A 12706-nucleotide genomic window follows, 5' to 3' on the forward strand; every position below is an offset into this window, starting at 1 on the left:
TTTAATAATTTTTCAATAAGACAAATGTAATTATAATATTAATATGTGTCTCTTAATTTTATTATATTAAATAAAAACGGACTAATAAAAAATGTTATTAGTCCGTTTATATATGATTATGAAATTAATAAGTCAATACCCGCTTAGAAGCGTCTATTACTACATTTGTCTATATTATAATAGAATAGCAGTTCCTGCGCCTTTTAACATGCTTTATTTATCACTTATTTCAAAAAGCTATAGTCTTTCTTTTTGATTGTTTTTGTCTTCTTTTCTTATTTGATTTTAAAACCTATAGGATTGCGAAGAGATATAGATGATTTAAGTTCCGATGTCCCTTGAACATTCACTTTGCTCATGGTGTAATCAGGCATTGTACCTGATGTTATTAAAGAGATTGTATTCTTTAATAGCAATTCATTTATATCACCTAATGGAAGAAGGCTACCTGAATAACTACGTTCACTTATTGCATATGTAGGATTTATGCCCGTTGAGTAATCCCCTGAACCATTTGAATTAAGGACATAAGCGACAACAGGCCATAAAACAAATTTAAGATTATCTGTTGTGAATGGTTCTAATGCAACGTTCTTTCCAACAGTTTTTTCACCAATGATTATTACATTATCATCTCCCATATATGGTTTCAGGCAATTGATAACTGCTTCAGATGCGGAAGCCGTGAACGATGAAGTTAGTATATATATCTTTTTTAGATTCAAGTTGTAAGCGCTTAAATCGTTTATGAAATCATATGATACATTCTGTGGAGTTGTCTTGTCATTATACTTCAAAGTGAGGAATGTCTTCCCAAGTGCAGTTGATGGCGCAAGCATAGAGGCAAGTTCTTGAGCACATGTCAGGTAACCTCCGGTATTATATCTTAAATCAAGAATAAATTCGCTTGGTGCCTCACCCTTGAACTTAGAGAATATCTGTTTCATATTATTCAAGTACTGAGTATCTTTGCTATTGTCGTCTGGGCCTGTGCTGAATTTGTTGTATACAAGATATGCAATCTTCTTTCCGCCTACGGTGTAAGTTGTATCTACAAAGAATGGGTTGTTCTCGACCTTGCGTGATGCCTGAATTTCTATTTTTCTCTCATTTATCCATGCCGGTTCTCCATCAACAGAGGTAATATCTCTTACTGTAAATTCTTTGGCATAACCATCCATTAGGTAGGCATAGTTGTCGTTGGTAACACGTTCTCCCATCACTTCGGAAATCCAGTCACCTCTTTTCAATCCTGCTTCGTAAGCAGGTGAATTAGGAAGTACATAGAGTACTCTGGCGAGTGTGTGGGCTGTTGTTTGAGTAGGGTCTTTTATAAGTTCAAAGTCAAAGCCGTAAGTAGATTTATTTTTTATGTAATTTCCGGAATTGATTATTGAGCTATCTTTAACTACAACATATGAGTATTGGTCAGCTTTTTCTGATGTGCTCCCTTTGAACATTATTGTTTGTAGAAACTCATCAGCAGTTGCAAAATAGTCATCGAATGAGGTCTCAGACATATTATCATACCATAGGTAATGTTCTTGCATTATTCCTTCTATCCACTTGTCATCATTTGTCATTTCTTCGAATTCGTAAGTCCTGTCAACTCCACACGAGTAGATAAGGGTGGTAGAGAAAATATATAATATTAGTCTGGAGATTTTCATATGCAAAAAATTTGCGACAAAGTTAGATTTTTTTTAGAGAAGTCAGTGCTTTATTTTCTTTTTATATGATTCTGCAGCTTCGAGAACATTGATTACAAAGTTGTATGTGTCTTTGCCACGGAAATAACCACTTTTGCATACAGGGTCATTATAGTACTCTTCATTACTCTTCAAGAGAATAAATTCTGCAACATTATTATCCCATTTGTATCCGTTCTTGCCATATTTCTTTGCTAAAGCCATGGCATCTATAACATGTCCAGCTCCGGCATTGTAGGCAGCAAGTATAAATTTAACTCTCTCTTTAGGGTCTTTTATCTTACTGAACTTCCTGTCAGTAATTTTTATATATTTTGTAGCAGCCTTTATGCTCTCTTCAGCATCGTGCTCTTTTCCTGGTAGAATACCCATTTTTCTAGCAGTGCTAGGCATAAGCTGCATCATGCCTTGGGCTCCTGCCCAGGAAACAGCTCCTGTATTGAAGTTTGATTCAATGTATGCCAGAGCAGCTAGCAATCTCCAGTCCCATCCAATACCTTTGGCGTATTTTTTAAACAACTTATCAAAATGAGAAATTTTTCCATCTTTCAGTGATAGTATAGAACCATGTTGATATGTCTTACTCTGCTCAAAATAACGTGATAAAAGATTAGTGTAGAAGCTTGCGTCTACAATCTTTTGGTGCCATTCGTTTGCCGCTTTTTCAAGTAGTGGGGTATTCTTCCTTACTGCCCATGATGCTCTTTGGTCGAAACTTACCGGAACATCAATTAAAATATTGGGATAGTATGTCTTGTTGAACTTGGCTAGGTTGTCGTCACTGATAGCAAAATCGATCTTTCCACTTGATACCTGCATTATCAGATCCTCCTCTGTAACAGAGTCATTATCTACCCTATGAATCTTAATACCGCCACCAAGCTCTTTATCAAGGTTTACTAATCTATCATAATGCTTTCCGGGTTTCACATAAATCTCTTTACCGATAAGCTCGGTGACATTTTTTACCTCATTTTCATTATCTTTCCTTTGAACCAAGACCTGATGTGATATAACCTCCTCTCCACAGAAGTTTATTGAGTCTTTGTACTCTTTTGTAACAGGGAAGTTGTATGCTATAATATCGCCCTTGCCACTCTTTAGCATTTTAAACATCTCATCATTACTCTTAGCCACCTTGATGTCAAGTTTTACCCCTAGTGACTTGGCGAACTCTTTGGCCAGTTCATACTGGAAACCCATCTCTTCGCCACGATATCTGAAATATGATAAGGAACTGTTTAATGTAAGTACTGTAATTTTCCCCCTCTTCTTTATCTGCGGCAGATCATACTGCATATTTTTATCTGCCTGTTTATCTTTTTTAGAACAACCTAAAGTAAAGAGAGATAGGCAAGTAACCAAGCATAGTATAATCCACTTATTTATCATTTACCAAGAATCTTCTCAATATATAGTTTAATAATCTCTATAGCCTTCTGGTTATGCCCTCCTTGAGGAATTATAAGATCAGCGTAGCGTTTACATGGCTCAATAAATTCCAGATGCATAGGTTTAAGTACTTTCATGTACCTTTCCATAACAGCTTCCGCAGTACGGCCTCTTTCGAGCACATCTCTTTGAATAACTCTTATAAGTCGTTCATCAGGGTCGGCATCCACAAAAAACTTAAGGTCCATAAGGTTTCTCAGTCTCTTGTCACTTAATGCCATGATACCTTCAATAATAATAACCTCTTTAGGCTCTACATGTATTGTCTCTCTTTGACGAGTACAGGTCAGATATGAATAAATCGGTTGCTCTATAGATTCTCCTTTTTTCAGCATTGCAATATGTTTTGAAAGCAAATCCCAGTCGAAAGCATTTGGGTGATCAAAGTTTATATTTTGTCTCTCTTCAACAGGAACATTACTACTATCCTTATAGTATGAATCTTGAGGAATGAGTGCTACCTCATCTTTGGGGAGAGAGTCAATAATTCTTTTTACCACTGTTGTCTTTCCCGATCCAGTTCCGCCGGCAATACCGATTATTATCATTTTATTGAATGCAGTTATAAGAAATTTATTAAATTTGCAACAGGTCAGAATCATTCTTCTGACCTATTATATAATACAAAAATAGAAGAATAAATTTACATAATCAAGTATGGTTAAACATATTGTAATGTTCAAGTTGAAAGAAACTCTTTCACAAGACGAGAAAAATGACTTAATGGTAGCTTTTAAAAGAGCTATAGAGGTATTACCTGAAACTATAACTTTCATACGTCGAATCTATGTTGGTTTCAATATTAACAGTGCTGAGAAATGGGATATTTGTCTTGAAAGTGAATTTGATAACTTGGACGATGTGAAGAAATATGCAGTTCATCCTTCTCATGTGGCAGCAGGGGCTATCCTAAAAGATGCCAAAGAGGATAGAGCATGTGTAGATTTTGAATATTAATAGTTTTGTTGACTAGACTTATATTTTTCAAATAGCGTTTCGCTTATAAACTGAGAGAATATGAAGAAAATTATAAATCCTTGGAAGGGGATGGACAAATATAATTGCTTTGGATGTTGTCCTACAAACGAGAGTGGAGTAAAGATGGAATTCTTTGAAGATGGTGACGAGATTATAAGTTTCTGGAAACCCGAACCACAGTTTCAAGGATGGATAAATACACTTCATGGGGGCATACATGCAGTATTACTCGATGAGATAAGCGGATGGACTGTTTTCAGAAAGATGCAGACTGGTGGCGTTACCTCCAGGATGGAGATAAAATACCTTAAACCGGTAGATACAACACAGAGTCATCTTATTTTGAAAGCTCGTATAAAAGGTGTTGTCAGGAATCTTGTTACAGTCGAAGCAGAGTTATATAGTGCCGATGACGAGTTATGTTCTAAGGCTCTTTGCACATATTATACCTTCTCTAAAGAAAAGGCAGAGAAGGATATGAATTTTAGAGGTTGCGATGTAGAGCCTGAAGAGTTCATTCCTTTAATTTGATAGAAAACAGTATAAAAAAATGATATTTGTTTGCTATTTATAAATATATACTTTACTTTTGTCGCATAAAACAGAAAATAATGGTAATTATAACTACACATCATCATCATTATCCTAACGATTAATCGGTGGGCTGTGATGCTATTGTAGAAAAATATATAGAGGCTTGCCGTAAGGTGAGCCTCTTTTTTTGTTTTTAATCGAATAACAACTAAATAAATAAATCTTTTATGCTAAGAATTGCAGTACAATCAAAAGGCCGTCTATTTGAAGAGACAATGGCTTTGCTTGAAGAGTCAGATATAAAGATCCCATCTTCAAAAAGAATACTTCTTGTTCAGTCTACAAACTTTCCTGTAGAGATACTTTTCCTTAGAGATGACGATATCCCTCAGTCTGTTGCCTGCGGTGTTGCCGATGTTGGTATAGTAGGTGAGAATGAGTTTGTTGAACGTAATGAGGATGCTGTTATCATAAAGAGACTTGGTTTTAGTAAATGCCGTCTCTCTCTTGCTATTCCTAAAGATATTGAATATGCCGGATTAGAGTGGTTCGAAGGCAAGAAGATTGCTACCTCTTATCCTGGAATCCTGAAAAGATTCATGGCCAAGAATAACATAAAATCAGATGTCCATGTCATAACAGGATCTGTAGAAATCGCTCCTGGAATACAATTGGCTGATGCTATTTTTGATATTGTAAGCTCTGGCTCAACACTTGTAAGCAACAGACTGAAAGAGGTTGAGGTGGTTATGAAGAGCGAGGCTGTTCTTATTGGTAACAAAGAGTTGTCACAGGAAAAGAGAGACATACTCGATGAGATTCTTTTTCGTGTAGATGCTGTTCAGGCTGCCGAGGATAAGAAATATGTCCTTATGAATGCTCCTACAGATAAACTTAAAGAAATTATTGAAGCTCTTCCAGGTATCAAGAGTCCTACAGTGATGCCTTTGGCTCAGGATGGATGGAGTTCAATACATACAGTGTTGGATGAGAAATGTTTCTGGGAGATTATCGGTAAACTGAAATCTCTAGGTGCACAAGGTATTTTGGTCTTGCCTATCGAAAAAATGATTATCTGATATGGAAAAAATATACTATCCAAATAGAAAAGAGTGGAAGGATATACTTTCTCGTCCTACTATTGATGTTACAACTCTGTACAATGTGGTAAGAGAGGTGGCTGAGAAGATAGAAAAGGATGGCGACTCTGCCGTAAGAGAGTATGAAGAGCGCTTCGACAAGGTGAAGTTAGGTTCACTTGCTGCCTCAAAAGAGGAGATGGATGAAGCGGGTTCTCTTATCAGCAGTGAGCTTAAAGAGTCTATCGTAGCTGCTTATAATAATATTAAGAAGTTCCACGAAGCTCAGAAGTTCCAGGGAAAGAAAATTGAGACTATGCCGGGTGTAGAGTGTTGGCAAAAGAGCGTTGGTATAGAGAAAGTGGGATTATATATTCCTGGGGGTAGTGCACCTTTATTCTCAACGGTTCTTATGCTTGCTATACCTGCCAAGATAGCCGGATGTAAAGAGATTGTTCTTTGCTCTCCTCCAAATAGAGAGGGCAAGATAAATCCTGCTATACTTTTTGCTGCACATACTGCCGGAGTTGACAAGATATTCAAGATAGGAGGTATACAAGCTATTACCGCTATGGCCTATGGTACAGAGTCTGTTCCACAGGTTTATAAGATATTTGGTCCTGGTAATCAGTATGTGATGGCTGCAAAACAGTTTGTTTCTCTTAACAAGGTGGCTATTGATATGCCTGCAGGTCCTTCGGAAGTCGAGGTGCTGGCAGATGAAAATGCTAATCCTGTGTTTATAGCATCCGATCTGCTCTCTCAAGCAGAACACGGTCCCGACAGCCAGGCTATACTAGTCACAACATCCGAAGAACTTCTTCTTAAGGTGGAGAAGGAGGTTGAGAGACAGTTGGCACTGCTTCCTCGCATTGATATTGCAACAAAATCTATAAAGAACAGTAAGTTGATTCTGATAAAAGATATGGATGAGGCTATTGAAATGTCAAATATGTACGCTCCGGAACACCTTATCATGCATGTTGAAAGGTGGGAAGAGTTGTCGGATAAGGTTGTAAATGCAGGTTCGGTATTCCTTGGTCAATACTCTCCTGAAAGTGCAGGAGATTATGCTTCGGGTACTAACCACACACTGCCAACTAACGGCTATGCAAAAGCATATAGTGGTGTGAGCCTTGACAGCTTTATAAAGAAGATTACTTTCCAACATATCTCACGTCAAGGAATTGAGAATATAGGAGGTATTATTCAGGTTATGGCTGAGAACGAACAGTTATTCGCTCATAAAAATGCCGTAACAGTAAGGTTGGAATCAAAAGAGTAATTATTATGAAAGATTTAAAAGAACTTGTAAGACCAAATATATGGAGTCTTAAACCATACTCATCTGCAAGAGATGAGTATAAGGGATTTGAGGCATCAGTTTTCCTCGATGCCAACGAAAGTCCTTTCAACAACCCAAATAACAGATATCCTGATCCTCTTCAGATAGATCTTAAGAAGATGATATCTCCTATAAAAGGTGTGCCGGCAGATAACATATTTCTTGGCAATGGTAGCGATGAGGCTATTGATATTATATATCGTATATTCTGTACTCCGTCTGTTGACAATGTAGTAGCAATTGAACCAACTTATGGAATGTATAAGGTTTGCGCAGATGTGAATGATGTGGAGTATAGAAAGGTGCTTCTTGATGACTCTTTCCAGTTCTCTGCTGACCGTTTACTTGAAGCTTGCGACGAGAAGACAAAGGTTATATTCCTCTGCTCTCCAAACAATCCTACAGGTAATGATCTTGATGCGAAAGAGATAAAGAAACTTATAGAGACTTTCCAAGGTATAGTAATTGTGGATGAGGCATATTCTGACTTCTCATCTTCTGAATCGCTGCTGAAGAAACTTGATAATTATCCTAATTTGATTGTTCTTCAGACATTCTCAAAGGCTTGGGGCTCTGCTGCAATACGTCTTGGTATGGCATTTGCATCTGCTGAGATTATATCTATATTCTCAAAGGTGAAGTATCCTTACAACATAAATAGACTTACTCAGAAGGAGGCTAGAGAGATACTTAGTAGGAACTCAGATGTCGAGAGTTGGGTTAAGACAATCATCGAAGAGCGCAGCGTATTAATAGATAAGTTCTCCAAACTTGATTGCTGCATTAAGGTTTATCCTACAGATGCAAACTTTTTCCTTGCTAAGGTGAGCAATGCCACTAAGATTTATAGCTATCTTGTAAACAATGGTATCATTGTTCGTAACCGAAACAATATAACTCTTTGCAATGACTGCTTAAGAGTTACTATAGGCTCTCGTCAGGAGAATGATGCACTTATAGAATCACTTAGTAAATATAAATAATATAATTTATGAAGAAGGTATTGTTTATAGATAGAGATGGTACTCTGGTTATTGAACCACCGGTAGATTATCAGTTGGACTCATTCGAGAAACTTGAATTCTATCCTAAAGTATTCAAAAATCTCAACTTTATTGCTGATAAACTTGATTTCGAACTTGCCATGGTGACAAATCAGGATGGACTTGGTACATCATCTTTTCCTGAAGAGACATTCTGGCCTGTTCATAACCTCCTCTTAAATACATTGAAAGGTGAGGGGATAGAGTTTGATGAAATTTTTATCGACAAGAGTATGCCTGAAGATAATCTGCCTACAAGAAAGCCGGGACTTGGAATGCTTGGTAAGTATATTGATAATCCCGAGTATGACCTAGCAGGCAGCTTCGTGATAGGCGACAGATATACTGATGTTCAGATGGCTAAGAATCTTGGATGTAAGGCTATTCTTCTTCAGAAGAGTATGGACTCTCTAAGTGATGAGCTGAGAGATACATGCGCTCTTGCAACCGACGATTGGGATAAGATAACTGAGTTTCTTTTTGCGGGAGAGAGAAGTTCTGAGGTGCGTCGTACGACAAAGGAGACTGATATATATGTATCTTTATCACTCGATGGAAGCGGTAAGTGTGATATCTCTACAGGACTAGGTTTCTTTGACCATATGCTTGAACAGATAGGTAAACATGGAGGTTTGGACCTTACCATAAAGGTGAAAGGCGACCTGTATGTTGATGAACATCACACTATTGAGGATACTGCAATAGCTCTTGGAGAGTGTATTTACAGTGCTCTGGGCAATAAAAGAGGTATAGAGAGATATGGTTACTCTCTTCCTATGGATGACTGCCTATGTCAGGTGGCACTCGACTTTGGAGGTCGCCCATGGCTTGTTTGGGATGCTCAGTTCAAGAGAGAGAAGATAGGAGAGATGCCTACAGAGATGTTCCTCCACTTCTTCAAATCACTCAGTGATGCAGCAAAGATGAATCTGAATATAAAGGCAGAAGGTGAGAATGAACATCACAAGATAGAGGGCATTTTCAAAGCTCTTGCGCGCTCTATAAAGATGGCTGTAAAGAGAGACATATATAGATATGAAGTTCCTTCAAGTAAGGGATGTTTATAATAATTACATATACAACTGAACTAAAAAAGGACTTGATTTCTCAAGCCCTTTTTAGTTATATGTTATGCATATTAAAGTTTGCTGCATTCATTCAACCATAATGTTGCCGAAGCATCACTAGGCATTCTCCAGTCTCCTCTTGGGCTTAGAGAAACAGAACCAACTTTAGGTCCGTCTGGAAGGCATGAGCGTTTGAATTGCTGCTGGAAGAAACGGCGGTAGAAAGTAGTGAGCCATTTCTTTATAGTCTCTCTGTCGTATTCACCTTCGAATGCAATATTTGCAAGGAAGAATACTTTGGCAGGTGAGAATCCGAAACGAATTATGTTATATAGGAAGAAGTCGTGTAGTTCGTATGGACCTACTAAATCTTCCGTCTTCTGTTTTATGTTTCCATTCTCATCGGCAGGTATAAGTTCCGGACTGATTGGTGTATCAACAATATCAAGAAGAGTTGTCTTTGACTTCTCATCTACTATGTTCACAGCAACCCAGTTTACAAGATACTTGACAAGTGTCTTAGGAATACTAGCATTGACCCCATACATTGACATATGGTCACCATTATAGGTAGCCCATCCAAGTGCCAATTCAGAAAGGTCACCTGTACCAATTACAAGTCCGCCAATCTTGTTGGCATAATCCATAAGAATCTGTGTTCTCTCTCTTGCCTGAGAATTTTCATAAGTCACATCGTGCTGGTTGATGTCGTGCTCTATATCATTAAAGTGTTGTATGCACGCATCCTTTATGCTAATCTCCTTTATCGATACTCCAAGTGACTCCATGATGGAGATGGAATTGTTGTAAGTTCTGTCGGTAGTACCAAATCCCGGCATTGTAATGCCAGTGATACCTTCTCTTGGCAGACCTAGCTTATCGAATGTACGTACGCATACCAAAAGAGCAAGTGTAGAGTCCAGTCCTCCGGATATTCCCACAACTACACTCTTTGCGTTTGTATGTACTAATCGTTTTGCAAGTCCTGCTGTCTGTATCTCGAATATCTCCTCGCAACGTAGATCCAGCTCTTTACCTTTTGGCACAAACGGGTGTTTCTCGATAAAGCGTGTCAGCTTGATTTCTGAAGTCTCATCAGTTGCCTGATCAATGTTTACAGTAGTAAAGCTCTGATCTTTTATATTACTAACAGATATAGCAAATGATGTATTAACTTTTCTCTCATTTCTGAGGCGTTCAATATCGATATCACCAATAACTAACTGTTCATCAAGAGAGAATCTTTCCGATTTAGCTATAAGTGTACCATTCTCGTATATTATTGCGTTGCCTCCAAATACAATGTCAGTGGTTGACTCACCAAAGCCACATGAAGAGTATACATATCCTGAACTACACCTTGCCGACTGTTGCTCTAGAATAGAGCAAAGATACTTATGTTTGCCAATCACATCATTGCTTGCTGAGAGGTTGAATATAACATCTGCACCAGCCAAGGTTAGTGTTGAACTAGGAGGTATAGTAGCCCATACGTCTTCGCAAATCTCAATTCCGAAATTCATTGCTGGTGTATGGAAAATAATGTTTCTTCCTAATGGAACTCTTTGGCCGAACAGCTCTATTGTAGTATCTGCATGAACTAAAGAGGAAGCAAACCATCTCTGCTCATAGAACTCTTTATAATTTGGTATATATGTCTTTGGTACTATACCTATTATATTACCTTTATGTAGAACAGCAGCACAGTTTAATAGAGTGTTATTGTGCTCTAACGGGAAGCCTACAATGGATATTATATCAAGGTTAGAAGTACTGCTCATCAATCTCTCCAAGGAATTCAGTGATTCTTTGATAAGCATAGATTGTGCAAAAAGGTCACCACAGCTATATCCTGTTATAGATAGTTCTGGGAAAACAACTATTCCGGCACCTTTCTTTGCAGCTTCATTGATAAGCTTTTCTATATTTTCTGAATTAAATTGGCAATCGGCTACTCTTGTTGAAGGTATTGCCGATGCTACTTTTACAAAACCGTAATTCATAATATACTAATATTGAAACCATACAAAAGTAAGCATAATTAACGATTATATTTTGTAAACGAACTTTTTTTAAAAAAAATAGAATAATTATTTGCATGTATTTATATTCTTTATATATTTGCAATCACAATAAAGTTGTAATGATTACAAACTTATAATTATTAAAGGAGATGAAAACATACGATTATCTTTTGGAGCATGGGATAAAACCTTCAATGCAACGAATTGCAATTATGGATTATCTTATATCTCGCAAAGATCATCCTTCAATAGATGCTATACATATGGCTTTGAATAAAAAGTTACCGACTCTCTCAAAGACTACAGTGTATAATACACTAAAATTATTTGTTGAGAACAGAGCAGCTTTGATGCTTACTATTGAGGAGAAGAATACATGTTTTGACGGTGATACATCACTCCATTCGCATTTCTTATGTAAAAAGTGCGGAAAGATATTAGACATGCCTTTTTATGGAGATAAAATAGAGAATCCTACTTATGTAAATGGTTTCTTGATAGATGAGATTCACCATTATTATAAAGGAATTTGCCCTTCTTGTGAGGGAAAAAAGATATAAAAAATTAATTAACAAATTAAAAAAGAAATTATGAAAAAGTTTATTTGCAAAGTTTGCGGTTATGTTCATGAAGGTGAAACAGCTCCTGATTTTTGTCCAATCTGTAAAGCTCCAGCTTCAAAATTCGAAGAGTTAGTTGAAAGTACAAACGGTCTTCAATTTGTTGACGAGCACGTAATTGGTATTGCAAAAGATACTGATGATGAGATGAAGAAGGATTTGAATGCACACTTTATGGGTGAGTGCTCAGAGGTTGGTATGTATCTTGCAATGAGCCGTCAGGCTGATCGTGAAGGCTATCCTGAAGTAGCTGAAGCTTTCAAACGTTACGCTTGGGAAGAGGCAGAGCACGCATCAAAATTCGCTGAACTTTTAGGTGACTGCGTATGGGATACTAAGACAAATCTTGAGAAGAGAATGGTTGCTGAGGCTGGTGCTAACGCTGACAAGAAGCGTATTGCTACTCGTGCAAAAGCTCTTAACCTTGATGCAATTCATGATACTGTTCATGAGATGTGTAAAGATGAAGCTCGTCATGGTAAAGGTTTCGAAGGACTTTACAACCGCTACTTCAAAAAATAATTAATTAGTAATCTATTACTAATAATAAAATGCCCTCTCACAAACAAGTGAAAGGGCATTTTTTGTTATTTATTATATCTCCGAAAGCATTATAAACAGGGGTCTCTCGGCTATTAATCTTCATTTGCCGTCGTCAGCCATATGGCTGTCGTCGTCGTCTGATGAGTTGACGCCGTCAACTGATAGGCTGTCGTCGTCGAATAAATAATATATCACTATCTGTTTAGGAAAGTATATAAAAGAACCAAGTCACCAGGTTAAATAAAACAACTCTTTACTAAAAATGGAATGTAGGTGAGAGCCAAATCTATAAAACCGGTAACTTGGCATATT

General features: G+C 37.4%; 12 protein-coding genes. 8 read left to right on the forward strand and 4 right to left on the reverse strand.

Annotated elements, in window-relative coordinates; all coding sequences use genetic code 11:
- Positions 1–275: 275 nt before the first annotated feature.
- The 3 genes from JCM15092_RS07170 to udk are packed head-to-tail and all read right to left on the reverse strand — an operon-like array spanning position 276 to position 3709.
- On the reverse strand, positions 276–1670 hold the full coding sequence (locus tag JCM15092_RS07170; RefSeq protein ID WP_024994069.1) for a S41 family peptidase: 1395 nt from the start codon (positions 1668–1670) through the stop codon (positions 276–278).
- Positions 1671–1712: 42 nt separating this feature from the next.
- Positions 1713–3101, reverse strand: coding sequence for an MltF family protein (locus tag JCM15092_RS07175; RefSeq protein ID WP_024994070.1), 1389 nt, complete (start codon positions 3099–3101; stop codon positions 1713–1715).
- Positions 3098–3709, reverse strand: coding sequence for a uridine kinase (udk, locus tag JCM15092_RS07180; RefSeq protein ID WP_024994071.1), 612 nt, complete (start codon positions 3707–3709; stop codon positions 3098–3100). The genes JCM15092_RS07175 and udk overlap by 4 nt, the downstream gene beginning before the upstream one ends.
- Before the next feature lie 109 nt (positions 3710–3818).
- Between udk and JCM15092_RS07185 the strand changes: the two genes are divergently transcribed.
- The 6 genes from JCM15092_RS07185 to hisB all read left to right on the forward strand — a co-directional run bounded on the left by JCM15092_RS07185 (position 3819) and on the right by hisB (position 9207).
- Positions 3819–4118 carry a Dabb family protein gene (locus tag JCM15092_RS07185; RefSeq protein WP_024994072.1) on the forward strand — a complete coding sequence of 100 codons (300 nt, stop codon included), beginning with the start codon at positions 3819–3821 and terminating at the stop codon, positions 4116–4118.
- A gap of 60 nt (positions 4119–4178) precedes the next feature.
- Entirely contained in the window at positions 4179–4670 is a 492-nt protein-coding gene (locus JCM15092_RS07190; RefSeq protein ID WP_024994073.1) for a PaaI family thioesterase, read from the forward strand.
- Positions 4671–4900: 230 nt separating this feature from the next.
- A complete protein-coding gene (gene hisG / locus JCM15092_RS07195) occupies positions 4901–5752 on the forward strand; it encodes an ATP phosphoribosyltransferase (RefSeq protein WP_024994074.1) in 852 nt (283 codons plus the stop codon).
- A gap of 1 nt (position 5753) precedes the next feature.
- Complete coding sequence (gene hisD / locus JCM15092_RS07200) at positions 5754–7037, forward strand: histidinol dehydrogenase (RefSeq protein ID WP_024994075.1); 1284 nt, start codon at positions 5754–5756, stop codon at positions 7035–7037.
- Between the two features lie 5 nt (positions 7038–7042).
- Positions 7043–8080, forward strand: coding sequence for a histidinol-phosphate transaminase (gene hisC / locus JCM15092_RS07205; protein ID WP_024994076.1), 1038 nt, complete (start codon positions 7043–7045; stop codon positions 8078–8080).
- An 8-nt stretch (positions 8081–8088) separates the two neighbouring features.
- On the forward strand, positions 8089–9207 hold the full coding sequence (gene hisB, locus JCM15092_RS07210) for a bifunctional histidinol-phosphatase/imidazoleglycerol-phosphate dehydratase HisB (RefSeq protein ID WP_024994077.1): 1119 nt from the start codon (positions 8089–8091) through the stop codon (positions 9205–9207).
- Between the two features lie 71 nt (positions 9208–9278).
- Here the strand turns inward: hisB and JCM15092_RS07215 are convergent, their stop codons facing one another.
- Positions 9279–11210, reverse strand: a complete 1932-nt coding sequence (locus tag JCM15092_RS07215; protein WP_024994078.1) for an NAD(+) synthase — start codon at positions 11208–11210, stop codon at positions 9279–9281.
- A 170-nt stretch (positions 11211–11380) separates the two neighbouring features.
- Between JCM15092_RS07215 and JCM15092_RS07220 the strand changes: the two genes are divergently transcribed.
- Both JCM15092_RS07220 and JCM15092_RS07225 read left to right on the forward strand, forming a co-directional pair.
- A complete protein-coding gene (locus JCM15092_RS07220) occupies positions 11381–11791 on the forward strand; it encodes a Fur family transcriptional regulator (RefSeq protein ID WP_024994079.1) in 411 nt (136 codons plus the stop codon).
- Positions 11792–11821: 30 nt separating this feature from the next.
- On the forward strand, positions 11822–12373 hold the full coding sequence (locus JCM15092_RS07225) for an NADH peroxidase (RefSeq protein ID WP_024994080.1): 552 nt from the start codon (positions 11822–11824) through the stop codon (positions 12371–12373).
- Positions 12374–12706 lie beyond the last annotated feature (333 nt).

This window comes from Phocaeicola paurosaccharolyticus JCM 15092 (genome assembly GCF_000613805.1).
GTDB lineage: Bacteria > Bacteroidota > Bacteroidia > Bacteroidales > Bacteroidaceae > Phocaeicola > Phocaeicola paurosaccharolyticus.

Bases quoted from the DNA above. Each gene is read 5' to 3' on its own strand.
- JCM15092_RS07225 (WP_024994080.1), top strand. From the start codon at position 11,822: ATGAAAAAGTTTATTTGCAAAGTTTGCGGTTATGTTCATGAAGGTGAA.
- hisC (WP_024994076.1), top strand. From the start codon at position 7,043: ATGAAAGATTTAAAAGAACTTGTAAGACCAAATATATGGAGTCTTAAA.
- JCM15092_RS07185 (WP_024994072.1), top strand. From the start codon at position 3,819: ATGGTTAAACATATTGTAATGTTCAAGTTGAAAGAAACTCTTTCACAA.
- udk (WP_024994071.1), bottom strand. From the start codon at position 3,709: ATGATAATAATCGGTATTGCCGGCGGAACTGGATCGGGAAAGACAACA.
- JCM15092_RS07220 (WP_024994079.1), top strand. From the start codon at position 11,381: ATGAAAACATACGATTATCTTTTGGAGCATGGGATAAAACCTTCAATG.
- hisG (WP_024994074.1), top strand. From the start codon at position 4,901: ATGCTAAGAATTGCAGTACAATCAAAAGGCCGTCTATTTGAAGAGACA.
- hisD (WP_024994075.1), top strand. From the start codon at position 5,754: ATGGAAAAAATATACTATCCAAATAGAAAAGAGTGGAAGGATATACTT.
- hisB (WP_024994077.1), top strand. From the start codon at position 8,089: ATGAAGAAGGTATTGTTTATAGATAGAGATGGTACTCTGGTTATTGAA.
- JCM15092_RS07215 (WP_024994078.1), bottom strand. From the start codon at position 11,210: ATGAATTACGGTTTTGTAAAAGTAGCATCGGCAATACCTTCAACAAGA.
- JCM15092_RS07170 (WP_024994069.1), bottom strand. From the start codon at position 1,670: ATGAAAATCTCCAGACTAATATTATATATTTTCTCTACCACCCTTATC.
- JCM15092_RS07190 (WP_024994073.1), top strand. From the start codon at position 4,179: ATGAAGAAAATTATAAATCCTTGGAAGGGGATGGACAAATATAATTGC.
- JCM15092_RS07175 (WP_024994070.1), bottom strand. From the start codon at position 3,101: ATGATAAATAAGTGGATTATACTATGCTTGGTTACTTGCCTATCTCTC.